27 protein-coding genes and 1 tRNA gene are annotated in these 22,772 nt (G+C 37.6%); 20 read left to right on the forward strand and 8 right to left on the reverse strand.

Translation table 11 applies throughout. From position 1 onward, the window contains the following. Positions 1-138 precede the first annotated feature (138 nt). From HGH47_RS05285 to HGH47_RS05315, 7 genes are all read left to right on the forward strand, one after another. Positions 139-1,047, forward strand: a complete 909-nt coding sequence (locus HGH47_RS05285; RefSeq protein ID WP_432910833.1) for a helix-turn-helix transcriptional regulator — start codon at positions 139-141, stop codon at positions 1,045-1,047. 84 nt (positions 1,048-1,131) lie between these two features. After that, the gene (locus HGH47_RS05290) at positions 1,132-1,644 is read left to right on the forward strand and encodes a ClbS/DfsB family four-helix bundle protein (protein WP_212565767.1); all 513 of its coding nucleotides are present in this window, start codon (positions 1,132-1,134) and stop codon (positions 1,642-1,644) included. Between the two features lie 126 nt (positions 1,645-1,770). Further along, positions 1,771-2,031, forward strand: a complete 261-nt coding sequence (locus tag HGH47_RS05295) for a type II toxin-antitoxin system Phd/YefM family antitoxin (RefSeq protein ID WP_432910837.1) — start codon at positions 1,771-1,773, stop codon at positions 2,029-2,031. After that, positions 2,021-2,335 (forward strand): type II toxin-antitoxin system RelE/ParE family toxin, encoded by a 315-nt coding sequence (locus HGH47_RS05300; RefSeq protein ID WP_212565766.1) that lies wholly within the window; start codon positions 2,021-2,023, stop codon positions 2,333-2,335. Before HGH47_RS05295 ends, HGH47_RS05300 begins: the two co-directional genes overlap by 11 nt. A 104-nt stretch (positions 2,336-2,439) precedes the next feature. Then, positions 2,440-3,315 carry an SPL family radical SAM protein gene (locus HGH47_RS05305; protein ID WP_212565765.1) on the forward strand — a complete coding sequence of 292 codons (876 nt, stop codon included), beginning with the start codon at positions 2,440-2,442 and terminating at the stop codon, positions 3,313-3,315. A 186-nt stretch (positions 3,316-3,501) separates the two neighbouring features. Further along, positions 3,502-4,437 carry a helix-turn-helix transcriptional regulator gene (locus HGH47_RS05310; protein WP_432910841.1) on the forward strand — a complete coding sequence of 312 codons (936 nt, stop codon included), beginning with the start codon at positions 3,502-3,504 and terminating at the stop codon, positions 4,435-4,437. A gap of 36 nt (positions 4,438-4,473) precedes the next feature. Beyond that, entirely contained in the window at positions 4,474-4,887 is a 414-nt protein-coding gene (locus tag HGH47_RS05315; RefSeq protein ID WP_212565764.1) for a DUF3784 domain-containing protein, read from the forward strand. Positions 4,888-4,934: 47 nt separating this feature from the next. On the opposite strand, the gene HGH47_RS05320 is transcribed toward HGH47_RS05315, so the two are convergent. Both HGH47_RS05320 and HGH47_RS05325 read right to left on the reverse strand, forming a co-directional pair. Further along, positions 4,935-5,876, reverse strand: a complete 942-nt coding sequence (locus tag HGH47_RS05320) for a hypothetical protein (protein WP_212565763.1) — start codon at positions 5,874-5,876, stop codon at positions 4,935-4,937. 29 nt (positions 5,877-5,905) lie between these two features. Beyond that, positions 5,906-6,472, reverse strand: a complete 567-nt coding sequence (locus HGH47_RS05325) for a hypothetical protein (protein WP_432910845.1) — start codon at positions 6,470-6,472, stop codon at positions 5,906-5,908. A 181-nt stretch (positions 6,473-6,653) separates the two neighbouring features. Between HGH47_RS05325 and HGH47_RS05330 the strand changes: the two genes are divergently transcribed. The 7 genes from HGH47_RS05330 to efp all read left to right on the forward strand — a co-directional run bounded on the left by HGH47_RS05330 (position 6,654) and on the right by efp (position 12,039). Continuing rightward, positions 6,654-7,442, forward strand: a complete 789-nt coding sequence (locus HGH47_RS05330) for an ABC transporter permease (RefSeq protein ID WP_212565761.1) — start codon at positions 6,654-6,656, stop codon at positions 7,440-7,442. Next, positions 7,423-8,445, forward strand: coding sequence for an ABC transporter ATP-binding protein (locus tag HGH47_RS05335; RefSeq protein WP_212565760.1), 1,023 nt, complete (start codon positions 7,423-7,425; stop codon positions 8,443-8,445). The genes HGH47_RS05330 and HGH47_RS05335 overlap by 20 nt, the downstream gene beginning before the upstream one ends. 41 nt (positions 8,446-8,486) lie before the next feature. After that, positions 8,487-9,278: an ABC transporter permease gene (locus HGH47_RS05340; RefSeq protein ID WP_212565759.1), complete on the forward strand. Its 792-nt coding sequence runs from the start codon at positions 8,487-8,489 to the stop codon at positions 9,276-9,278. Positions 9,279-9,393: 115 nt separating this feature from the next. Further along, on the forward strand, positions 9,394-9,996 hold the full coding sequence (locus tag HGH47_RS05345) for a TetR/AcrR family transcriptional regulator (protein WP_212565758.1): 603 nt from the start codon (positions 9,394-9,396) through the stop codon (positions 9,994-9,996). Positions 9,997-10,014: 18 nt separating this feature from the next. Further along, complete coding sequence (locus tag HGH47_RS05350; RefSeq protein ID WP_212565757.1) at positions 10,015-10,788, forward strand: EFR1 family ferrodoxin; 774 nt, start codon at positions 10,015-10,017, stop codon at positions 10,786-10,788. After that, the gene (locus HGH47_RS05355) at positions 10,785-11,222 is read left to right on the forward strand and encodes a DUF2141 domain-containing protein (RefSeq protein WP_162664677.1); all 438 of its coding nucleotides are present in this window, start codon (positions 10,785-10,787) and stop codon (positions 11,220-11,222) included. The genes HGH47_RS05350 and HGH47_RS05355 overlap by 4 nt, the downstream gene beginning before the upstream one ends. Before the next feature lie 253 nt (positions 11,223-11,475). Beyond that, positions 11,476-12,039 carry an elongation factor P gene (efp, locus tag HGH47_RS05360; protein ID WP_162664678.1) on the forward strand — a complete coding sequence of 188 codons (564 nt, stop codon included), beginning with the start codon at positions 11,476-11,478 and terminating at the stop codon, positions 12,037-12,039. Between the two features lie 401 nt (positions 12,040-12,440). On the opposite strand, the gene vapC is transcribed toward efp, so the two are convergent. Further along, positions 12,441-12,842: a type II toxin-antitoxin system VapC family toxin gene (vapC, locus tag HGH47_RS05365; RefSeq protein ID WP_212565756.1), complete on the reverse strand. Its 402-nt coding sequence runs from the start codon at positions 12,840-12,842 to the stop codon at positions 12,441-12,443. Then, positions 12,839-13,042, reverse strand: coding sequence for a type II toxin-antitoxin system VapB family antitoxin (locus HGH47_RS05370; protein WP_212565755.1), 204 nt, complete (start codon positions 13,040-13,042; stop codon positions 12,839-12,841). The genes vapC and HGH47_RS05370 overlap by 4 nt, the downstream gene beginning before the upstream one ends. 233 nt (positions 13,043-13,275) lie before the next feature. Between HGH47_RS05370 and HGH47_RS05375 the strand changes: the two genes are divergently transcribed. Continuing rightward, positions 13,276-13,851: a hypothetical protein gene (locus HGH47_RS05375; protein ID WP_432910853.1), complete on the forward strand. Its 576-nt coding sequence runs from the start codon at positions 13,276-13,278 to the stop codon at positions 13,849-13,851. A gap of 149 nt (positions 13,852-14,000) precedes the next feature. Continuing rightward, a tRNA-Gly gene (locus HGH47_RS05380) sits at positions 14,001-14,072 on the forward strand. Positions 14,073-14,082: 10 nt separating this feature from the next. Here the strand turns inward: HGH47_RS05380 and HGH47_RS05385 are convergent. From HGH47_RS05385 to dnaN, 3 genes are read right to left on the reverse strand one after another with little or no spacing between them, the layout of a single operon-like run. Then, positions 14,083-14,547 (reverse strand): DUF721 domain-containing protein, encoded by a 465-nt coding sequence (locus HGH47_RS05385; RefSeq protein WP_230974526.1) that lies wholly within the window; start codon positions 14,545-14,547, stop codon positions 14,083-14,085. Positions 14,548-14,572: 25 nt separating this feature from the next. Further along, a complete protein-coding gene (gene recF / locus HGH47_RS05390; protein ID WP_212565748.1) occupies positions 14,573-15,649 on the reverse strand; it encodes a DNA replication/repair protein RecF in 1,077 nt (358 codons plus the stop codon). Between the two features lie 5 nt (positions 15,650-15,654). Further along, positions 15,655-16,758, reverse strand: a complete 1,104-nt coding sequence (gene dnaN, locus HGH47_RS05395; protein ID WP_212565747.1) for a DNA polymerase III subunit beta — start codon at positions 16,756-16,758, stop codon at positions 15,655-15,657. Positions 16,759-17,103: 345 nt separating this feature from the next. Here dnaN and HGH47_RS05400 point away from each other — a divergent pair, with 345 nt between their 5' ends. The 4 genes from HGH47_RS05400 to HGH47_RS05415 all read left to right on the forward strand — a co-directional run bounded on the left by HGH47_RS05400 (position 17,104) and on the right by HGH47_RS05415 (position 21,220). Next, on the forward strand, positions 17,104-18,246 hold the full coding sequence (locus HGH47_RS05400; RefSeq protein WP_212566502.1) for an N-acetylneuraminate synthase family protein: 1,143 nt from the start codon (positions 17,104-17,106) through the stop codon (positions 18,244-18,246). Beyond that, entirely contained in the window at positions 18,246-18,671 is a 426-nt protein-coding gene (locus HGH47_RS05405; protein WP_212565746.1) for a J domain-containing protein, read from the forward strand. The genes HGH47_RS05400 and HGH47_RS05405 overlap by 1 nt, the downstream gene beginning before the upstream one ends. 50 nt (positions 18,672-18,721) lie before the next feature. After that, complete coding sequence (locus HGH47_RS05410; protein ID WP_230974524.1) at positions 18,722-20,680, forward strand: hypothetical protein; 1,959 nt, start codon at positions 18,722-18,724, stop codon at positions 20,678-20,680. Between the two features lie 129 nt (positions 20,681-20,809). Beyond that, the gene (locus HGH47_RS05415) at positions 20,810-21,220 is read left to right on the forward strand and encodes an acyl-CoA thioesterase (RefSeq protein ID WP_212565744.1); all 411 of its coding nucleotides are present in this window, start codon (positions 20,810-20,812) and stop codon (positions 21,218-21,220) included. A gap of 83 nt (positions 21,221-21,303) precedes the next feature. Here HGH47_RS05415 and HGH47_RS05420 read toward each other — a convergent pair whose 3' ends face one another. After that, positions 21,304-22,293 carry a formylglycine-generating enzyme family protein gene (locus tag HGH47_RS05420; protein ID WP_212565743.1) on the reverse strand — a complete coding sequence of 330 codons (990 nt, stop codon included), beginning with the start codon at positions 22,291-22,293 and terminating at the stop codon, positions 21,304-21,306. Positions 22,294-22,772: the final 479 nt, after the last annotated feature.

Below are 22,772 nucleotides of genomic sequence, written 5' to 3' on the forward strand. Positions count from 1 at the left end.
CTAAAAAACTGCAAGCTTTTAGCAGTGCTAAGGTACTATAGATTGGTGATTTTAACCTCTATTATCAACGCTGTAACTGCTATAATTAAATGTCCTTTATAGGAACCCGTCTGCTTTTTATGCTATACTTTTATCGTTATGCGTTCCGAACGGCTTTTTGAAATCGTCTTTATTCTCCTCAATAAAAAACGAACGACGGCGCAGGAGCTTGCGAAAAAATTTGCTGTATCGATTCGTACCGTGTATCGTGATATTGATATTTTAAGCTGTGCCGGTATTCCGGTGTATACGGTGCAGGGAACAGGCGGCGGAATTTTTATTGATGAAACATACACCATCAATAAATCGATTGTAACACAAGAAGAGCAAGATAAAATTCTGCTCGCCCTGCAATGTTTATCGCCTGTTGACGAGATACATACCGAATCGATTTTAAACCGGTTGTCTGCTGTCTTTCAGCGTCATGCCGATTGGGTTAAGGTTGATTATTCCCGCTGGGACAACAAAAACGACACGTCCATTTTCGATACGGTTAAACAAGCCATCTTGGAATGCCGTGCGCTCCGCATTGAATATCTCAGTTCCTATGGAGAAAAAACTGAGCGTACTATTTATCCGCTTCGCCTTTTGTTTAAATCCAAGGCGTGGTACGTTGAAAGTTTGTGTACCGACAAAAATGCTTATCGGCTTTTCCGGTTAAACCGTATGCTTTCCGTTATGCAGACGGTAAAAATATTTAAGCGTATGGAATTGCTCAACAAGCTACCTGACCGTACAGAGTATTCCGATGCTCTGACGCTTACGAACATAAAATTAAAATGCACCGCCGGAATCGCTTATCGGTTTTATGATGAATTTCCTCCCGATCTTATCACAAAAAATATGGACGGCTCGTACACGCTTTCGGTATGCCTTCCGATCGATCATTGGCTGTACGGATTTATTTTGTCGCTCGGTACCGAGGTAGAAATTCTTGAACCGGAAACTCTAAAACAAGGAATAATCGATTTTGCTGAAAAAATAGCGGCGCACCATAAAAAAGTTTAAATGTTTTTTCAAACCTGACATACCGTGTCAGCTTTCTATGGTACAATAGGGCATCTTACTATCCTAAAGGAGTCACAATAACCTATGCCAAGGCCTACCACCAAAGCCGATTTAATACAAGCCGCAAATGAACAATTCGCAAAGCTATGGACGTTAATCGGCGAAATGTCCGACGAAGAAAAGAGCGCCGATATTGTTCCGAACGAACGCGATAAAAACGTGCGGGATGTTTTGGCGCACCTCTATGAGTGGCACTGTCTTTTGCTGAATTGGATACGGTCAAACACAAACGGGAAACCTGTCCCTTTTTTGCCGGCGCCCTATAATTGGAAAACCTATCCCCAGATGAATGTTGCATTTTGGGAAAAACATCAAAACACATCATATACCGATGCAGAAACAATGCTCAAAAAAACACATAAAGAGGTGATGGCGCTTATCGAAATATTTTCCAACGAAGAGCTTTTTTCCAAAGGTGCTTTCGATTGGACGGGAACGACAACGCTCGGCAGCTACTGCGTGTCTGCAACTTCCAGCCACTATGATTGGGCAATTAAGGATATTAAAAAAGCCTTGAAAAAATATAGAACACGATAACAGCCATCTCTAAAAACTGCCGGATTTTAAAGGTTTCCAACACAAACACTGCCGGATTGCCTGTGTATAATCTTTCATAGACAATACGGCTTTATTGTGGTACTATCATGCCATAGGGGGATAGTTATGCCGCAAATAGTTCCGATACGTGATTTAAAGAATACTGCAAATATTTCCGCCTTGTGTCATGAAAGTAATGAACCTATTTTTATAACAAAAAACGGTTACGGTGATATGGTGATTATGAGCATGGAAACGTTTGAAAGAAACTCTTTTTTCGATCGTCTGTATGATAATCTGAATGCAGCGGAACAAGATGTACAAGAAGGGCGTGTTACCGATGTTGATGATGCAGTTGCGGAACTAAAATCCAAGTATGGTTTATAAAGTCAGAGTAACCGATAAAGCAAAGACTGATCTTGATGAGATTATCAGGTATATTGCGGAAAAGCTTTCAAATGTAACAGCTGCCGCTAATTTGCTTGCGGACTTTGTAAAACAGAAAAATAATTTACAGGATTCGCCATATATGTATCCTCTTTGTAATGATATAAGATTGCAGAAGAAAGGCTATCATAGATTTCTCTTTTATAAAAACTATCTAGCCTTGTATTCGATTGATGATAAAGAAAAGATTGTACATATATTGCATATATTTTATGCAAAAAGAGATTATGCAAAATCGGTGTAAAACAAAGCCTTGAAAAAATACCGAACACGATAACAGCCATTTCTAGCAACTGCGGTTTTTAGCAGTTGCCGACACAAACACTGCCGGATTTTCAGGAATAACAGATGTACTTTGTACAAGCAAAAGGAATTTTATCAGCTAAAAATGGGATGAACTTATACCGCGGTTGCACGCATGGGTGTATCTATTGCGACTCGCGCAGTGAGTGTTATCATATAAACCACAGCTTTGAAGATATAGAAATAAAAGAAAATGCAATAGAGCTGCTCGAAGATGCCTTGCAGCGAAAACGCAATAAGTGCATGATCGGTACCGGCTCTATGACTGACCCGTATATGCCGCTGGAAGAAAAACTCGGTATGACGCAGAAAGCGATAGAGACCGTCCTCCGCTACGGTTTCGGCTTTACCGTGATAACAAAATCCCCGCTGATATTGCGCGACCTCGAACTTTTACAGGCGGTAAACACCAAAGCAAAATGCGTTGTACAAATGACGCTGACCACCTATAACGATAGCTTGTGTAAAATACTTGAGCCGAATGTTGCCGTTACCAGTGAACGGTTTGCCGCGCTTAAAACGCTACGCGACGCAGGTATTCCAACCGTTGTGTGGCTTACGCCTATTCTTCCGTTCATCAATGATACGGTGGAAAATCTCGAAGGTATTTTGCACTATTGTATCGAGGCAAAAGTACGCGGCATCATCTGTTTCGGCATGGGCTTAACGCTCAGAGACGGCAACCGCGAATATTTTTATAAAAAACTTGATGCAGCGTTTCCGGGCTTAAAAGAAAAATATATCCAGCGTTACGGTACTCGCTATTCCGTTATAAGTCCGCACAATACACGCCTTATGAATATCTTCCGTGCGCGGTGTAAAGAAAACGGCATAGAAACCAACCCTGATGTCATATTTGCGTATTTAAGCGCTTTTGATACAATCACCGGAAAGACGAATGCGCAGTTGGAATTATTTTGATATAATGGCAGCCAATATGTAAACGAATCAAATCAATTAGGAGCAGATTATGAATGAAAATGAAACGCACGCTGTTACCGAGCGCGGGATATTTTTTGTGCAAAAAAAGTTGTGATTGTAACGCATAGTCTGATTTTTACCTTGATTGATATATGCTTTTGTTATATACAATTAAGTATTCACACTATGAAACTGGAACGGCTTCTTGAAACAATTATCTATTTATTAAATCATGAAAAAGTCTCTGCAAAATACTTAGCCGAGTATTTTAATGTATCGGTGAGGACTATTCAGCGTGATATGGCGAGTATCGCTGAAGCCGGTATACCGGTGTATACATTAGGCGGAAGGTACGGCGGTTATGCCGTTTTAGAACATTATAAAATAAAGAATCTCACCGTCAAAAACAGCGAACAGCAGATCATTGTCAATGCGTTGGAAAGCCTTGCAACGTCATACACAAACGAGAGCTTAAACTCTTTAATCAAAAAATACAATGCAATTATCGAAAAAGGAGACGGGCAAAAAGTCTTTTGGGATTTTAGTGTTACAAAAGAAAATAAAAAAGTACAAGATTTCAATCTGCTGTTGGAAAAAGCTATAAGCGATAAAAAATATATCGTATTCGATTACCGTAATTCAGAAGGAAAAAGTTCGCATATTTGTGCGGAACCGCTTGCCATTCATTACAAATGGTATGCGTGGTATTTGTTTACATACCTTAAAGAAACAAAAGAGTATCGAACTTTTAAAGTTGCACGGATTCAAACGCTTGCCATATCAAAAGAAACTGCCGCTGCAAATCACAGCGATATACAGCAGAGGATGAGAGAAGCCGAACTTGCGTATTACAAGACCTGCATTGATATAGAAATCGTTTTTTCCGAAACGGAAATTCCACTCATCGAAGAGTATTTTCCCGACTCCGTTATCGAAACGCTGCCGTCTCAAAAATATAAAACCCATATCCGTGTTCCTGCAAAAGAACGGTTATGGAAAGCCTTACTCCTCAGCTTCGGGAATGCAGTTACCGTCGTATCTCCTAAAGATTATCAAGCGGAACTTGTAAAAACAGCAAAAAGTTTTTTAGCTAATTATGATAATGCTCAATTTTGTTTATGAAATGAATGAACACACTAGAGTGCTCGGAGGTGCTTTATGTTATATATTATTTTAGTATTAATGTTCCTTTCATTCGCCGGCGGCGGTATTATAATTAGAGAATTAAAAGCATACGACTTAATAGCAGGGTACAATACTATGCCGGATGAAGAAAAGGCACAATATGATATTGAATCGGTCGCAAATCAGTTAGGTATACTATTATATTTTTTTGCGTTATTAGCTGCAATTGTAATGATATTGTTTTATTTTGCTAACCTCTCTTTACCAATGAAAGAGCTAATAATGTTTTGCTATGTGGCAATTATTTTGTTTATGCTAGGTATAGCTATGTTGGTATTTAATAAAAAAAATATTCGTAAAATTCTTCCGGTTTTCATTATTTACAATGTTGTTATGATAGCATCATTAATACCGGCTTTCTTGAAGCTGTTAAAAAAACTTTTATAAAAAAATGTAATTTTTTTATCCAATTACGACAGATAGCGGTTCCTTTTTTATTCCATCACTCCGACAAGATAAAGATATTGAATTGGCAGCCCATATATTTCAGCTTCTTCAATATTTTCAACCTTGGGAAAATAGGTGTAGGTACGCCCGTCGATAAGTTCAATAATAATCATAAAGTCAGGCTTGCTATCGGGTGCATTAGGATTTAAGCTGTAGGTTGCCTTTTTTATATCTTCCAGCCTATTCGGTGCAATGTAGCCAATGTTTTCAGTTTGGCCTGCAATAAGTTTACAAATGAATTGTTCAGCCCGTCCTTGGAACATATCCATACATTGGAATGCGATATATTCAGGTTTAATATACTGCAAACAAGAAGCCGCATCATGGGCATTAAGAGCTTTTACAAAACCGCTCAATAATATACTGTAAACATCTGCTTCATCATCGGTTTCTTTTAGCACATAGTCGCTAATGCGGACAAATTTTTCATTTTTCCACTTAAAAATCATACAATCAAGTTGGTTTATCATTACCGCAAGCGAAGTGTTGTCCCGCAGCGGATAAAAACGTATCAAATCATTCATACCTTGAAATGCAGGGCTTTTTTTGATCTGTTCTTTTACGGTTTTTATGCCGAAATCATCCGTTTCGGAAATTTTGCCTTTATTGTAAAGATAAAAGCCTTCAGAACCGGCACCGTCGTAACTTACCAAAATAAGTTTTTTACCGCCTTTTACATCCCAATAACACATTTCAAAACCGTATTTGCTTTTAAGGCTCAAATACCGGTTTTTCTCATCGCAGACCTCAATGTACGAATCCCTGTTTGCCGTATCCAAGTTAAAATTATCAAAAACAGGCTTTAATGCTTTTTCAGGTAAGAGTTTAAAGAGCGTTTTGATCGTTACAGGTTCCTCTGCAAAAAGAGCGGAAGCTCCTGCAGTTAAAACGGCAAGAGTGAAAATAATCGATATAATTTTTCTATTCATATTGTGTTAACTCCATATTGCAAGCCTGATTACTCGGCTTTTTTGTAACGGGTCGTAACAAATGTCAATAGACCGTTTTCGATAACACATTTTTCCCAATTAGGTTTTTGGCCTTGACCGTCAAAAAAATCAACCGTTCCGATTTGTACCCATAACTCACCGTTCCTGTCTTCCCAAGGCTGAGGTTTACCAAGCATCATCATACCATGACGGAGCGTGACTACCCCCGCTTCGACGGCTTTATCAATTTTTTCTTGAGGTACATTATCAGGAATCGACATAAGCATATAAATCATACCGTCTTCACAAATTTCCAGCACAGAGTCTATTCTAGTCTTTCTCTCGCGTCGTTCTTCTTCGACTGCTGTTGCATTATTTTTATCGATGAAATCAGGCAACGTGTTTAGATACTCCTCGGAATTAAGGAACGTAGTTCTGCCGCTTTCATCCATACTCATAATTGAATGAAATACCCATTTTCCTACATAGGACATAGAATTCTCCTTATTTTTTTCTGCAAAAAGCAGAGAATTAAAGCCCGTAAAAAGTGCAATGCTTAACATAATCAATGTGATGTTCTTTTTCATATTAAACATAGTTTTTCTCCGTAATATCTTATGTTTATTATAACACACTTTGCAGTATTCTCCCATAACAGAAATTTCCCTTACTGAAGAATTTCTCAGAAGTTTTTTATCCAATTACGACATATAGCTGTCGCCGTGCTGTGATAGTGTCCATTATAACTTATTTTAGGCGGATAGGATACACTGTTTGATGAAAAGATATCTTCTACTATTAAAAGCCTATTTTAAAGGTTCCCTTATGAATCTACTGGAATATAAGTTTGATTTTATAAGCGGCGGAACTTTTGAGCTGGTGTGGCTGTTTATGTATATCATTTTTATAGACACGATTTTTATTCATACCAACACGATAAACGGGTGGGATAAATATCAAATACTGATGTTGACTTTTCAGGGCGGCTTGACGGACTCTGTGTTTACTTTTGCGATAGTACCGGGATTAAAAAGACTGCCCGAAATGATCAATACCGGCACCTTGGATTTTATATTATTAAAACCGTTAAATCCGCGCTTTAATATTTCATGCCATGCATTCGACATTCCACAAATAAAAAACATCGCAATCAACACTATTGGTTTGATATATTGCCTTATACAATTGAATATCCCTATCACACCCTTAAAAGGCGTGATGTATATTCTGCTTTCACTGAATGGCCTTTTTTTAATTTATTCGATTATGTTTATATTGATGAGTCTTGCCTTTTGGTTTATGCGGATGGATATTGTTATGGGGATAGGCTCGGAATTAATTACTATTGGAAATAAACCGATGCAAATATATCCGAAAGTGATTCAAAAAATTCTAACCTTTGTTATTCCCTTGTTTGTTTGCTTTAATTTCCCTGTTCTGTTCATCGTTAAACAATTATCTGTACGCGCTATTTTCTATGCTTTTATCTTAAATGTACTATTTTTGTTATTATCAAATTTTATTTTTAAAAAAGGAGTAAAGCGTTATGTCGGATCAGGCAGTTAGAAGCGAAAAGATTATTGTTGCAGAAAATATTTGCAAAAGTTATACGTATTATAAAAAAGAGGCAGGGCTGAAAGGTAGTATTAAAAACTTGTTTAAACGTGAAAAATTATATAAGCCTGCGGTAAAAAATCTTTCTTTTCAAATTAATCATGGCTCGATAACAGGGTTAATCGGTTTAAACGGCGCGGGAAAAACGACGACCCTTAAAATGCTATCCGGTTTAATACTTCCGACGACAGGAAATCTGAATGTTTTGCATTATAATCCCTTTGAAAAGAAAAAAGAGTATCTGCGGCAAATTTCGATGGTGATGGGGAATAAAAGTCAACTTTGGTGGGATCTACCTGCCATCGATTCTTTTGAACTTAATAAAACAATTTATGAAATTGAAGAGGCCGAGTATCAAAAAACACTTTACACAATGATTGAAATACTCGGTGTAGAAAAACAGGTAAATGTTCAGGTGAGACGGCTGTCGTTGGGGGAACGGATGAAGATGGAATTGATAGCGGCTTTAATTCATAAACCGAAACTCATTTTTCTTGATGAACCTACAATAGGCCTTGATGTCATTACGCAATACAACATACGGGATTTTTTAAAGCACTATTGCAGTACGTATCATGCGACGCTTATATTAACAAGTCATAATTTTAACGATATTGTTTCCCTTTGCAGCGAATTGATTTTGATAAATAACGGAGAAAAGATATACTCGGATTCTTTTATTAATTTTAAAAACACCTTTCTCAATCAAAAATATTTTATCCTCAAATTAAAATTTCCGGCAGCTGAAAAAATAATAACTATGCTTCAACAAAAAGGAGTCGGCACTGCAGAAAAAACAGCTGACGATACGATAAAAATTTCTGCGGATTCAACTGAAAGTTTAGATATACTAAAAAATATTTCCAATGAGTTTATTGAAGATTTAAGCGATATTACCATTGAAAATATATCCATGGAAGATGTCATCAGAAAATTGTACAAGCCAGATGAGTGATTTTTTAAGACACTATTTTTAATTCACTATAGGAAAAAATTATGAATACCTATTATAAAATTTTTAAGATAAGCTTAGCAAACCAATTGGAATACCGTGCTAATTTTATTTCCGGATTTTTGTTTTCGCTCGTTCCTTTTACCGTTAATGTCTTATTGTGGCTTGCCGTTACTGCTCAGAACAGCACCATTCCTCTCGAAGCAAGCGGAATAGTGTCGTATTACTTTTTAACATTAATTACATACAATATTACTTCGACGACTTCCGTATTCAAAATTTCAGATGATATAAGACTCGGCTCTCTCAATCAGTATCTGATAAAACCGTATAACTATGCATTGTATCAACTTGCCGTCGATTTACCGTATCGTTTTGTTTTTATTGTTATGAATGCCCTTCCGATTACGGTTTTATATTTTGTGTTGCACGGATATTTTATATTTATCTTGTCCGTATGGAAGATTGTCTTTTTTGCAGCTTTTTTAGTTACAGGGTATCTTATCAACTTTTTAATTGATTTTTTGATAGCGCTCTATAGTTTTTATTTTTCTCGAGTTTCTTCACTGTATACCTCAATACGGGTACTTAAAAATATTTCCGCCGGTATTATTTTCCCGCTCGTCCTTTTACCAAAATCCGTATTTACCTTTTTAAAAAACCTCCCCTTTGCCTTTATTTCGCATATTCCGGTAAGTCTTTTACTTGATGATATGCCGATACATACTGCTCTCTTTTCTTTATGCAAAGCATTCGGCTGGATAACAATCCTTGGTATATCGTGTAGAACGGTGTGGAAAAGAGGAATGAAAGTCTATTCTGCCTATGGGGGATAGCGGATTTCAGGAACAATTTATCATATATCTCTTCAATATTGATACTCTAATCTTGACATTGTAAAGATTTTTAGCTATCATCTTAACAATGTCAAGATTAGAGAGGAAGGTGTTTATGTGTGAATCGAATCTGCCGTATCATCGCAAGGATCTAAAAAATCTATTAATTGAAAAGGGTATCGAAATCGTCAATACCGAAGGCTTGCAATCTTTTTCGCTAAGAAAAGCTGCCGCAGCTTGCAAAGTCAGCCATGCTGCTCCCTACAGTCATTTTCACAACAAAGAAGAATTACTTAATGCAATGCAGCTGCATATCACCAAGCGTTTTTCAAAAGCACTCGAAACGGCTATCAGTGAAAATAAAGCTCCTGCGGAATTGCTAAAAAATCTGGGAATAGCATATATTTCTTTTTTTATTGAAAATCCCGCCTATTTTCAATTTTTATATTCCAAATCCGACATAAAGGTGGATTTAACCTTATCTATGCCGGATGAGGAAAATTATAGTCCTTTTATTCTGTATAAAAACAGTGTTCTTTCATTACTCAAGGAAAAACAATATCTGAAGGAAAAGCAAAACGACATTGTAATAACAATATGGGCTTTTATACACGGACTTACTGCGTTGGCAACAATGAAAAATGTCCACTACGACAAAAACTGGAAAGAAAAAATCACCGATTTTATGGATTTGCTTGAACCGTCCTTTTTAAAATAACAGCACATGGAATAGTATATGAACGGAATTTATTTCAGTGGAACGGGCAATACAAAATATTGCATGGAAGTATTGACAAAAACGACAAATGGCAAAGCTGTCAGTATAGAAGCACCCGAAGCGCTCGAAGTCTTACGCATATCGAATGAAATTGCACTGGGTTACCCCATTTATTTTAGCGATATTCCGCGTATTGTAAAAACATTTATTTTTGAACATGCCGATATGTTTTGCGGAAAGCACGTTTTTGTTATTGCGACGATGGGACTTTTCAGCGGCGATGGAGCGGGCATTGCAGCACGGCTGCTTCAAAAATACGGAGCCGTCATTATAGGAGGTCTACACATACGTATGCCGGACTGTATTGCCGATGTAAAACTATTGAAAAAAAAGCCGGATGAAAATACCACACTCATATCGGCAGCGCAAAAAAAGATTATACAAACGGCGGAATGTATAAAACACGGAATATACCCAAAAAACGGTTTATCTTTTTTACACAGAATTGTAGGTCTGTTCGGACAACGCCTATGGTTTAAACGACATGCAAAAAAACTGAGCGAACGACTCAATGTCCGAATGGAGCGCTGCATCGGCTGCGGAATATGCGCGGCAAATTGCCCTTCAAAATCATTATATATCGAAAACAATAAAGCTGTATTTTATCCCGGAAACTGCACGATATGTTACCGGTGCATAAACAACTGTCCCGCAAAGGCGATCACACTTATAGGTACGGATGTATTCGAACAGTGTCGTTTTGAAAATTATATAAAGGAAGATATACTATGAAAAAAATATTTACTATATTTTTCTGTATGACGTTTCTCGGTTTGGTGTATTCCCAAACAACGCAGAACGAAACGCTTTATGACGTAGAAATCGTCATCACCGATATAACAGAAGATTCGGGAACGTTAGTTATAAGTATTCATAATTCGGCTGAAAGTTTCAACAAACGGCTTCCATATCAAACCGTCAAGCTAACGGCATATAAAGAAAAAGCGGTTTATCACATACAACTAAAAAGCGGTGATTACGCTTTTTGTGTTTACCATGATATCAACAACGATGGAAAATTAAACACAAATGCAATAGGTATACCAAAAGAGCCGTTCGGATTCAGTAATTATAACGGAAAAGGCTTCCCTGGAAATTTCAAAAAACATAAAGTTTTTATAGGAGATGCAATGACAATAAAGATCCCTTTGGTTAAACTGAATTAAATATCGCTTTTTATTCAATACGAAGTTGATATACGAATCTTGTATAAGTTAAAAAAAACTGATATGATTTTTCATTCGGTATATTCAAAAAGATTATTTGTGAAACAAGTCTGTTTATTAAATAAATCATTATACAATAACGATTTATAAAATTTCAGACAGTTCAGAAAAGAAAACCCTTTTAAATTATCACTTTTTGAACTTTCCTTCACGCAGTTTTTGAAATACCAATTTATTTTATATGAGGTGAAATATGATTAGAGGCGGCGATATTGCAAAAGGCACGGTGTTATTACACAAAGGTAGTCCGTATTTAGTGGTCGAACGGGAATTTGTAAATCCCGGAAAGGGAGCTGCGTTTGCACGTGTTAAGATGAAGAATTTAAAAGATGGAGCTGTTTTAACTCAAACAATAAAAACAGCCGATACGGTAGAAGACGCAACAGTAGATACACACAAAGGACAGTATCAATATGAAGACGGGGAAAGCTACCTCTTTATGGACACCGAAAGCTATGATCAAATTTCGGTTCCTTCAGACATCATAAATGATAAAAAATATTATCTGCGGGAAGGTGATGAATACGAAATCCTTATTTGGGAAGGCAACCCTATCGATGTAAAAATTCCGGCAAAAATGGTGTTTGAAGTTGCAGAAAGCGAAAACTATGTAAAGGGCGATACCGTTTCAGGAGCAACAAAGCCCATCACAACAGAAACAGGCCTTGTAGTTCGTGTTCCGCTCTTTATTAAACAGGGCGAAAAAATATTGGTCAACACTGAATCAAATGAATATCAAGAACGTATCAACTCATAACTACTTTCAAAATCAGCAGTTTTAATCAACACTTTAACGAAAAGCCCTTCACATATTTGAGGGGCTTTTTCTTTTTACAGAAAATTTATTCGTGCGGAGGATTTAATACACTGACGCGAGCATTGGGGTTGTTGGTTATTCCCTGATGTCTTACGCCAAGGTTATTGATTTATACTATATATTTAATCGCTTTTAAAAATGCTTTTCTTGAATGTTTCACGTGAAACATTTTATACAGAATTGAAAGAAAGCAGCTGTTGGGAACCTCTAAAAACTTCAGTTTTTAGAGGTTTACCATAGACTTAATTTGCGATGTTTTGATTTAAGTCATTCAATTACAAAGACTTAAATCAAAACTCGTCGGGCATCTCTAAAAATCTAACCGAGTTTTTAGAGATGCCCTATTCATATAATTTTAACTCTTTTATTACCTTTGCCATATTTATAAAATCATTGTCATCATGCAGTAAATATAAATCATTTTCTATTGCTGTTTCTGCTATTAACAAATCTATCGTACTTCTAATGGTAATGTCTTTTTCTCTACACCTAATATTTATCAGTACAGCTTGTTCATAAGATTCTTTACCGTATTTTAAATGATATAAAGGAATGGTTTCAAAATACTCTTTTAAAATATTATATTCTTTGTCTGTTTTCGCTCCTTGTAAAACTTCTTGATAAATAAATGTATTAATTCCATACGGCAAACTTTTATCAAGAATATCTTCAAAGTGTTCAACAGCTTCAGTTTTTTGATCTTTCAAATAATTAATAATAACAGAGGTATCAACTAAAATCATTTTCCGATCCGCATTTCTTTATAATCATAATTTTCATAAAAAGCTATTTTACCTTTTAAATCTCTAATGTCTTTTACTTTTCGATTTTGAATATATTCTTGTAATGCAGTTTCAACTAATTCTTTTTTTGTATGAATATTTGCAGAATATTTAAAAGCTTCGGCTACAAGCGCATCATTCAATACGATATTTGTTCTCATATATACACCTCACAATACACATAGTAATACACATATAGTATTTTGTCAAATTTACAATTAATAGCTCAATTTTTCTTCAGCCCGGTTTGCTTAGATTTAATTATAATAGAAATAATATAAGTCATTATTATAAAATGATTTATCTTAATACCTTTTTAAAAAAATTAAAAATTTTTACTTGACATTTTGAGAAAGAGAAGATAGTCTAGAGCAAATATATTCTAGGAGGATATATGAAGAAAATATTTTTTGTAGTAATGTTTGCACTTTTAGCAAGTTCACTGATCTTTGCAGCAGCAAAGGATACGAATAAAAAAGGTGTCAGTGGCGGTAATGGAAATGGCGGAGTAGATAAAATAGGAGGTTGGGTTGGACTACCTTTCATGGGTTTAACCTATTCCCATGAATTTAATGACCTCATTGAATTTGATCTATTAGCAGGTTCGACAGGTATTCCATTTTATGCACGTAGATTAAATATTCGCGGTGGAGTCCTTTTTACAGTATGGGAACCAGTTATAAATGGCCAAAAATGTCCTCTTACTATAGGACCTGCACTTGAATTGAGCAGTTTTTTTTCACTTTTTATACCAAGTTCTTTTGACATATCAGTTCTTTGTCCCATCCGTTGGGAGGTTAATTTTGAAAATATCCCTGCATTTAATTTATTTATTGAAGTAGCACCACGTCTTGGTGTGAATTTTGGTACATACAATATTGGATACATACCTGTAAGTGAGACAACAAGTATTCATGTAATGCCGCAATTCGGTATTGGTTTAAGATACCGTATTCCGGGTAAAAAATAAAAAACACTGTTAACCAACACCCCCGATGCTTTGCATTGGGGGTGTTAAACTCTTTGCTTCTTTTATTGTCGCTATCATTTTTTCATTAAAACTATAAAATCTTACATCTTGACGTACTATACTAATAGGTGATATTGTTTAAAAGTTCTGCGGATGTCGTATAACGGCTATTACCCGAGCTTCCCAAGCTCGTGACGGGGGTTCGACTCCCCTCATCCGCTGTTTTCTATTCTAATCTCTTTCGCTAATAGACATCCTCAATCTTTCAAATGCCTTTTGTACTTCTTGTGGTAATTCCGTTTTTATAGCATTATCAGTTTCTAGTGATATTTTTTGCTGTATTGAGAGTGCAGCAGTTTTTTCACTCGCCTTTTGCTTATCAGGAACTGTCCTATCGTTATTTTCAATATTTCCAAACTGATGAGAAGTCTCATAATACGATGAAACAATAACCGAAATATTTTTAACTTCCAGTTGAGGATATCTTTTTTGAAAGTTTCGCAAAATATATTTCTTGTTTAATAAAATCTGCTGACTCCAGCCGGGATGATCAACTTCAATAAGCGCCGTTTGATGTTTAATATCAAGCAACTTGGAATGGGCAGCTTGCTTCTCGCCGACAATAGACGCCCATGATGAATATACTTCCAATACTTTTGATTGTTCAAAAAGCCCTACCTTATCAAGATAGCTCATAATCAACTCAGAAAGCTTTTTTACGTCATTCTGCACGGAAGCTGCCCTCCGAGACAATATACACACGGCTTTTTTCGCGTATGTAGTTTTGATACGGTTCCCCTGGAAGGAATGTACAGATAAGCTGGTCATAACGAGGTAAATGCTCGGTAAAATTTTTTCGTTTTTCAGGATCAAGTTCCAAAAGAACATCATCCATCAGCAATACCGGCAACCGTTTCGTCTTTTCCGTATAAAAATATGCCTGAGCCGCTCTCAAAACAAGAGAAAGTAAGCGTTGCTGCCCCATAGAAGCGGTTTGTACAAAGGGCTTTTTATTACGGATAAAGCGTATCTTATCGCGATGAGGTCCTGACATACTGGTATTCATTGTAAAATCAAGCTGCCGTTTTTCTATTAATGAGATTAACACTTCATCAAAATTCGTCGATTTCCACGAAGGACTGTAATCGATCATCACGGAATCTATCCCACCGATATTTTCATATAAAGAAGAGAATATTTTATTGAACGATTCAATAAGTGCACGGCGTTTTTCTATAATTTGTATACCGATTGGGATAAGCTGCGCGTCAATAACATCCAGTATTTCGCTCTTTTTTTCTTTTAACACAAGGTTTCGAGATTTTAATAATTTTGTAAAGTTCCGTAGAATATCGATATACGAAGGGTCATAGAGGGAAAGAGATTGATCGATAAAAAAACGGCGGCGTTCCGGCGATCCTGTCGCAAAATCCAAATCATCATGGCAAAAAAGAATGCAAGGAATAGTTGAAATGAAATCTTTTCTATCGTGAATTTTCTTTAAGTTTTTTTCTATGATTTTTTTTTTATCTTTTGAAACAATTGATATTCTATGACTCCGCTCTTCATTTTCTTTAAATAAGACACGGACGCTATATTCATTCGTATTTTTTTTATATATTTCCGCTTCGTTTCTGGTTCTAAAGGAATTTCCATAAGCGGCAAGGTATAACGCTTCCAGTAGGTTTGTTTTACCTTGCCCATTTTGACCCACTAAAAAAACTTCAGGAGCGGAGAGGTCAATTGCCTTGTCTTCAAGGTTCCTGAAGTTATAAGGAGAGATCGACAAAAACGGCACGAATACTACTCCATTTGCATCGGCATAATGATATGGAAGAAATGAGTGTCTGTTTCCGGCCGTAATGTAATAGCGCGCATGGGATCGGTAAATTCTATACGGATATTTTCCGAACCGAGAACCTTGAGCGGTTCTTCAAGATACATGTAGTTTAATGCAATGGTTATCTCTTCGCCCTCATATTTGCAGGGGATTTCTTCATTTGCAGTTCCAAGTTCATTTTCATTTGAGGTGATGGAAAGCGTACCGGCAGAAATTTTTAAAAATATCCGCTTGGATTTTTGTTCTACAAGCAAGGCAACTCTTTTTAAGGCCTGTAAGAAATCATCACGTTGAGCTTCAAAATGATGTGCTTGAGATTCGGGAATAACTCGTTCATAGTTCGGGAATTGACCGTCTATTAAAACGGAAGAAAAATTGTAAGCGTTAAAGCGGAAGAATATATTTTTCTCACTTATACCGATGGAGATCATTCCTTCTTCCGACGATCGTCGTTGTACGATAGAAAGAATTTTTGGAGGAATGATACTTCCTTTAAAGTCGGGTAAAGGAATACCGAAATCATGTTGGATAAAGGCCAATCTTCTACCGTCTGTAGCAGCAAAAATCAGATTGTTTTCTTTCTTTTCCATGTAGACACCGTTCATAAAGTAACGAGTTTCATCATCGGAAACGGCAAAAATTGTTTGAGTTATCATTTCCTTAAATTCTTTTGCAGGAACTTCGAAGAACTGAACGTTTGAGGAATCGGTAAAAGGAGGAAAGTCATTATCTGATATGGTTTTAAGAGAGAATTTTGCTTTTTTGCTGATAGAACGGATAATAAGTTTTTGATCTTTTTGCTCCGCTTCTATTTCGCCTGAAGGCATTGAAGCGATAATGCTGGTAAATTTATCACAGAATACGGTTGTTGCACCTTCTTCGGCAACATCGACGGGAATTTTTGTTTCAAAGGCTACTTTTATATCGGTTGCACGGATTGTTAAGCTGCCTTCTTTTGCTATGAGCAGGACATTTGATAGTATGGATATTGCTGTTTTATTTGAAATGATTTCTTGAGCAATAGCCATTTCTTTTAGTAAAACTTCTTTAGTAAATGTAAATTTCATGATTTCTCCTAAAAAGAGGTTATCTTTATTATACTATAAATTTAGTAATAGTAATAGTAGGCACTGTGAATTTCTTGATATTTAGGTTAAAGCATTGGTTAACCGTTAGTTAGCGCTTGAATAATGATGTTTGAATTGTTCACAATTTGTATCATTATGCACAGCTGAAAAAGATATACACAATAGAATGGGTCTTATAAACAAGTTTTACATCAATTATACAGAGGTTATGAACAGTGGAGAAAATGAGGAATTGACTACTGAAATAGCTTGACTGAAAAGCTCTGCTACTGAAAATTTTTTGTGATATACAGAATTGGCGGTTTTTACTATACTAAGCTCAGTATGGTAAAAGCGTTTACGGTAGGAAAAAACATATTTTCATCGCAAGAGCATGTGTTGATTATTGCGGAAATTGGGACGGGGCATAACGGCAGTTTGCAAAAGGCGAAAGAGTTGGTAGCGGCTGCTAAAGAAAGCGGAGCCGATGCGGTTAAATTTCAGATTGTATATGCGGATGAAATTTTGCATCCCGATACCGGTTTTGTGAATTTACCGACCGGAAGGATTCCTCTTTATGAACGCTTTAGAGAGCTGGAATGCAGTATTGATTTTTACGCTGAATTGGCACAGTATGCACATAAGCTTGGAATGCTTTTTTCCGCTTCGGCATTCGGCCTTCGTTCAGCTGATGAATTGCGGCAGCTTAATCCGGCTTTTATCAAAATTGCGTCGCCGGAGCTCAATCATTTTCCGCTGCTTGAGCGCGTTGCTTCATTCAGACTGCCGGTTATTCTTTCGACCGGTGTCTCTCGGCTTGGAGATATTGAACGTGCCATAAGCTGTTTGGAAAGCAACGGGTTACCTGCCGATATGCGGGCGTTGCTTCATTGTGTAACGGCGTATCCTGCGCCGGAAACGGATTATAATACGGCTGTGCTGCAATCCTTGTCGATGTTGTTTAACAGTCCTGTCGGTATTAGTGATCATTCTCTTGATCCTGCAGCAGTTCCGATAGCGGGGTTGTTGAGCGGCACCTGTATTCTTGAAAAGCATATTTGTCTTTCCCGCAGCGATGCCGGTCTTGATGATCCTGTTGCGTTGGAACCCGCGCAGTTTTTGCAGATGTCAAAAACTGTAAGGGAATTAACCGGTAAGTCCGATGAAGATATTTTTAAGGCGGCACAGAGTTACGGCTATTCCAAGGATTTTCTACAGCGCATTATCGGCGATGGTGAAAAAAAGCTCGCTGCTGCGGAAAAAGATAATTACGGTAAAACGAATCGTTCGCTGCATTATATAAAAGATTTACAGAAAGGCGCCGTGTTGAAAAATAGCGATATTGCCGTTTTACGAACCGAAAAGAATTTAACTGCGGGCGAATCTCCTGAGTATTTACATTACTTTATCGGATCGGTTTTGCAAAAAGATGTTACCGGAGGTTCCGGCGCCGTGTTTGATGATATTATAGAAAGGAAAATGCGATAATGTCTGATTATTACGAAACGCTCGGCAGTTTGTTGCGTGATCGGCTTGGAACGGATGAGGATCCTTTTGAACAAGCGGTAGAAGGCCGGCAGGGTAAATACCGAAGCGCCGGAAATAAAATAGAACGGCGTGTTCCTAAAAAACGGACGTACAAAGAACCTGAACAAAAGGCTGAACCGATACGTGTGCCCGTCCCCGACGCTTTAACGGAAGATTTTGCTATTCTGCAAGTGCTTCCGGGTGTTCCGCTTGACTATTGCAAAAAAGCATGGAAACACTTGTTGAAAAAATATCATCCCGATGTCATTGCCGAGGAATCTGCACGGCAACAAGCTGCGTCTATTGTTAGAAGGATAAATCGTTCGTATAAGCGTATCGAAATATGGTTTTCAACCGGTAAGGTTCAGGATTATGACAGTTTATGAGCTGCGTGCATAACTATTTATTGCCGAGATTTCGGTATCTTTGGATATTTTTGTTTCTTCTTTTGCCGGTGCAAGGACTGATTGCAGAAAATATTTTTTATGAATTCGGACCTAAAACGGATAAGGTCATTGTCTTTACCGCATCGGCAGGTAGTGATAATCAAGCTACTGCCGTAACTTTGCAACTGCAACAATATGCGCAAAAATTATCCGCTGATGCGCCGGATACCCATATCATTGTTGCTATTACGAAAAATGATATTTCCGAATTACCGGTTGATGTTCCCGTAAAGCGATACGAGGGGACTAAGGCGTTAATTCAAACCTTGATCACCTATCCGAATGCTGCCGTATGCCTTGTTGCTCCCGATAAATCTGATGGCGCACGGATTATTACGGGAACGTCGAAAGGGACAACCCCTGCATGGCTTCTCAAGGCGGTGTACACCTCTTTGGAACAAAAAAATATTCCGGTTGACTTTTATACTAATGCGGTTGTGTTTCATCGTCTCGGCTGGTTGCCCGATGACCCTGCTTTACGGCTCTATAATGAAGCGAATATTCCGGCAATAAAAATAGAAACCGGTGCGGATTTGTCGGATTTTTTCTCTTCGGTTGCGCCCGCCGTTACTCAAAGTATGAGTAATGAATGGGATACTCATTATTTTGTTTTGAAGCTGCATAAAAAACTTATTATCATCAACGAGCAGCATATCGTCATCACGCTTATTGTATCGTCAATTATATTTTTGCTATGGGTGATGTTTTTTAGCTTTTTATTCGGGAAAAAACGAGATCAACATATAAAAGATTTATTTAAACTATGGTGGATGCCGATTTATTTTTTCTTGGTCAATTGGCTTAGTTTTTTCTTAGGCTCCAAGATAACGGAAGCGCTTTTTTACCTGCGGTTTTCCTCTATAAGTGAGCTGAATTCATTTCCGTTGACAGCGCTGCTGATTAAATATGTGTTTGCATTGTTTTTTATGTTTACCGTTACCGCATTTAATAAATTTATTCCACTTCCGGCAAATCGTTTTATTTACGGATTTATTGCTCATGTCGTTTGTTTGTTGAATATTTTTATTTTTTCATTTTTTAACCTTTCGTTTTCAATTATCTTTATGGTGATTTATTTTGTCTCGTTAGCTGCCTATCATTTTAAAAATATTGTGCTGCAAATTATATTTATTGTGTGTCTGTTTTTGCCGCTCATGCCGGTTGTGACGCATATTATCCTTTATCGCGAGTATATGTTCCATATCATATTTTTTATCAACCTTGCATCAGCCTGTATTTTTGTGCCTTTTGATCTGTTTTTAATCCGGTTGAGTCTTAGCTTTGATAAAAAAAGAAAAACTGTTCAACCGTTTTTTAAGATACCGATTCAATGTAAGGTTATGGGCGGGCTGTTTTTCGTATTAATGCTTTGGGTATTCGTTATGCCGGCAACAAGGAATAATATTCATAATCGCTGGATGTTAATTCAACATCTTAACGGTAATGAAAGCAGTGTGGTAAAAAAATATATTGATTCTTCGGCGGAAGAAAAGATAATGGATTATACCCGCGGCAATACACAGGGTTCAGCGGAAACCGCGGATAGTTTTTTAACTGTTCGTACCTCATTTGAAAATTACTTTGAGCGCAGCATCGGGGCTATTACCATTGATTCACCGTTAAAAATTGAAGCGTTTTCCGTAACATTGAGTGCAGTGAATGATATTGCAATTTTTGAATCCGATGTTCGATTTGAACAAAATGCTTCCGGCGATACGGCAACGTTTGTGTCTTCTCCTCGTCCGAATTTTCCGGTTGTCATTCATTTTTCAGGTAAAAAAGATGCTGCCCTTACACTTTCGGTTGTGGTGTGGTCAAATGATAATCCATTTGAAATAAAGTTGCCTGTCGATAATTCTAAAGATGCTACCGGTAAAATGGAAGCAATACCATTCCTCTTAAAGATAGAGAAAACGCTGCATATTACGGCACAAGGGAAAGCGTTGTGAACGTTCCTCATGACATATTTGTAAAATTGTTGTACTATTTTTTTTAATCCCTTGTTGGAAAAAACTGGATAATTCAATCTAGAGGTTTTCCTTAGATTAAATCATCAGTACATTAGGAGGATAAAAATAATGACACCCCCGATAGAAGTAGAGGTCAGAAGCTACGAACTGGACGCATATAATCACGTAAACAATGCTATATATTTAAACTACTTGGAATACGCCCGTATGGAATACCTGCGCCGTATCAGCTTTGATTATGTAGGGCTTATCGACGAAGGGTATATGCTCTATGTAACTCATATCGATATCCACTACAAATATTCCGCGCGGCTTTACGATAAGCTCCGCATCGACGTTACGCCTATCAAGCTTGGCAAACTTTCGGGAACGTTCCGGCAGGTAATTACAAATCCCGAAGGATATGTCTGTGCTGAAGCGGACGTTTCGTGGGGGTGTGTGGATAAAACCGGCAAACCCGCAAAACTGCCGGACAAGTATTTTGTGGAAGGGCTTAAACCTAAAAAAACAATAAATTGATCTGCATAGTTCTTCACTGCAACAGCATCCAAAGTTTATCCTTTGTCTACTTGTTGCAGTTTAAAGAAAATTTATAGGAAGGTTTATGACCGACAGGCAATACGGAAGCCGATATTGTCGTATTCATTAGTATTAGGTTTATCACTAAAGCGAATCATACGAGTAGCCTTAGTAGTGTCTTGGGAATAACTGCCACCGCGGTTAACACGCTTACTGCCGGTATCCTTACCTTTCGGATCCTGTTTATCATAGATTGTCGTATCACTCCAGTACCAATCCCAGCACCATTCTATTACATTCCCGGTCATATCATACAATCCGTAAGCATTCGGCTTCTTTTTCTTTACTTCATGCGTTTTGTTATCGGCTCCGGTGTCGGATAACCATGCATAGTCTTTCAGCTCGATCGGGCTGATCGTACCTGCCCATGCATCATCCTTTCCGGCTTTTGCTGCCCATTCCCATTCCGCTTCGGTAGGGAGCCGGAATCCTTTCTTTGACCAATCCGCATACGGGAGTTTTTCGGCACCGGCATCGTCTTTTGTATACACAGCCTTAAACGCCGCATCACTATAATAGACGCACGTAGTACTTGCTCCACTGTTCGTTTTCTTTGTCAGTTCATTACAGAAGGCTATGCACTCATACCATGTAACCATTTCCACGGGACGCTTCATTTGTACTTCACCGGCAGCAGGCGGATTCAATGAGCCCTTAAACCCGCTTGGATTATTTCCCATAACTTCCTGCCATAACTCTTGGGTCACTTCTGTTTCGCTTATGTGATAGGCGGTTAAATTTACCCAACGCGGGGGATTATACTCTTCTGTACTATGACCTATACTGGCGTCGTTTACCGCGGCAATTGGTTTCATTACAAAATGTACACCTTGTACGGAACCGATACCGTTTGCTGCATCATATCCACTGTTTTTTTCACCATTGGAGGAGGGGGTTGTACCGGGACAAGCGGTGAATAAAAGAGATATAATCAGCATACACACCGATATGGCGGCATAACCGAAATACTTTTCTATCGTCCGGTCTTTCTTCCTGAAATTGTTGATTTTCATATTTGTCATTTCTCCCATAAAAAGTCAAGAAGAAAGTATCAACTTTCGATTGACTTTTTACGCACGTTCGCAACGAAGTGAGAACGTGCAGATGATATACAAGTTTGCTCAAACGCAAACTTGAGTAAATAAAAGCCGTGCCATTTGTACGGCTTTTATTTTACACTCCTTAGTCATACTATCTTTAGAATATAACCGAACGCATTATACTGTAAAATATGCATAATCGCAATGCTTCTTAAATGTCTAACCATGAGTAACCGCCATGGATTCCAACGCTTGCTGGACAGCTATCAGAAAAAGAGTTATACTCTTTCTGTATATAAGTAATATACGTGTGGATCCGCTTATTATTATCTTTCAAAGGCGGACAAGATAGGCGGATGTCTTTTTTATTCATTAAAAGGAGACTTGACAAAATGAATGAAAAAAGTATAATACCCCCCCCCCCCCCCCCCCCCCCCCCCCCCCCCCCCCCC

The organism is Treponema sp. OMZ 805 (genome assembly GCF_050937395.1).
In the GTDB taxonomy this organism is placed as follows: Bacteria; Spirochaetota; Spirochaetia; order Treponematales; family Treponemataceae; genus Treponema.

Excerpts from the sequence above, each read along its gene's own strand:
- efp (WP_162664678.1), top strand. The coding sequence starts at position 11,476 with ATGATTAGAGGCGGCGATATTGCAAAAGGCACGGTGTTATTACACAAA.
- HGH47_RS05375 (WP_432910853.1), top strand. The coding sequence starts at position 13,276 with ATGAAGAAAATATTTTTTGTAGTAATGTTTGCACTTTTAGCAAGTTCA.
- HGH47_RS05405 (WP_212565746.1), top strand. The coding sequence starts at position 18,246 with ATGTCTGATTATTACGAAACGCTCGGCAGTTTGTTGCGTGATCGGCTT.
- HGH47_RS05340 (WP_212565759.1), top strand. The coding sequence starts at position 8,487 with ATGAATACCTATTATAAAATTTTTAAGATAAGCTTAGCAAACCAATTG.
- HGH47_RS05355 (WP_162664677.1), top strand. The coding sequence starts at position 10,785 with ATGAAAAAAATATTTACTATATTTTTCTGTATGACGTTTCTCGGTTTG.
- HGH47_RS05350 (WP_212565757.1), top strand. The coding sequence starts at position 10,015 with ATGAACGGAATTTATTTCAGTGGAACGGGCAATACAAAATATTGCATG.
- HGH47_RS05310 (WP_432910841.1), top strand. The coding sequence starts at position 3,502 with ATGAAACTGGAACGGCTTCTTGAAACAATTATCTATTTATTAAATCAT.
- HGH47_RS05400 (WP_212566502.1), top strand. The coding sequence starts at position 17,104 with ATGGTAAAAGCGTTTACGGTAGGAAAAAACATATTTTCATCGCAAGAG.
- HGH47_RS05385 (WP_230974526.1), bottom strand. The coding sequence starts at position 14,547 with ATGAGCTATCTTGATAAGGTAGGGCTTTTTGAACAATCAAAAGTATTG.
- HGH47_RS05305 (WP_212565765.1), top strand. The coding sequence starts at position 2,440 with ATGTACTTTGTACAAGCAAAAGGAATTTTATCAGCTAAAAATGGGATG.
- HGH47_RS05330 (WP_212565761.1), top strand. The coding sequence starts at position 6,654 with ATGAAAAGATATCTTCTACTATTAAAAGCCTATTTTAAAGGTTCCCTT.
- HGH47_RS05415 (WP_212565744.1), top strand. The coding sequence starts at position 20,810 with ATGACACCCCCGATAGAAGTAGAGGTCAGAAGCTACGAACTGGACGCA.
- HGH47_RS05315 (WP_212565764.1), top strand. The coding sequence starts at position 4,474 with ATGTTATATATTATTTTAGTATTAATGTTCCTTTCATTCGCCGGCGGC.
- HGH47_RS05420 (WP_212565743.1), bottom strand. The coding sequence starts at position 22,293 with ATGAAAATCAACAATTTCAGGAAGAAAGACCGGACGATAGAAAAGTAT.
- HGH47_RS05285 (WP_432910833.1), top strand. The coding sequence starts at position 139 with ATGCGTTCCGAACGGCTTTTTGAAATCGTCTTTATTCTCCTCAATAAA.
- HGH47_RS05335 (WP_212565760.1), top strand. The coding sequence starts at position 7,423 with ATGTCGGATCAGGCAGTTAGAAGCGAAAAGATTATTGTTGCAGAAAAT.
- HGH47_RS05370 (WP_212565755.1), bottom strand. The coding sequence starts at position 13,042 with ATGAGAACAAATATCGTATTGAATGATGCGCTTGTAGCCGAAGCTTTT.
- HGH47_RS05290 (WP_212565767.1), top strand. The coding sequence starts at position 1,132 with ATGCCAAGGCCTACCACCAAAGCCGATTTAATACAAGCCGCAAATGAA.
- dnaN (WP_212565747.1), bottom strand. The coding sequence starts at position 16,758 with ATGAAATTTACATTTACTAAAGAAGTTTTACTAAAAGAAATGGCTATT.
- HGH47_RS05295 (WP_432910837.1), top strand. The coding sequence starts at position 1,771 with ATGCCGCAAATAGTTCCGATACGTGATTTAAAGAATACTGCAAATATT.
- HGH47_RS05300 (WP_212565766.1), top strand. The coding sequence starts at position 2,021 with ATGGTTTATAAAGTCAGAGTAACCGATAAAGCAAAGACTGATCTTGAT.
- HGH47_RS05345 (WP_212565758.1), top strand. The coding sequence starts at position 9,394 with ATGTGTGAATCGAATCTGCCGTATCATCGCAAGGATCTAAAAAATCTA.
- HGH47_RS05325 (WP_432910845.1), bottom strand. The coding sequence starts at position 6,472 with ATGTTTAATATGAAAAAGAACATCACATTGATTATGTTAAGCATTGCA.
- HGH47_RS05320 (WP_212565763.1), bottom strand. The coding sequence starts at position 5,876 with ATGAATAGAAAAATTATATCGATTATTTTCACTCTTGCCGTTTTAACT.
- vapC (WP_212565756.1), bottom strand. The coding sequence starts at position 12,842 with ATGATTTTAGTTGATACCTCTGTTATTATTAATTATTTGAAAGATCAA.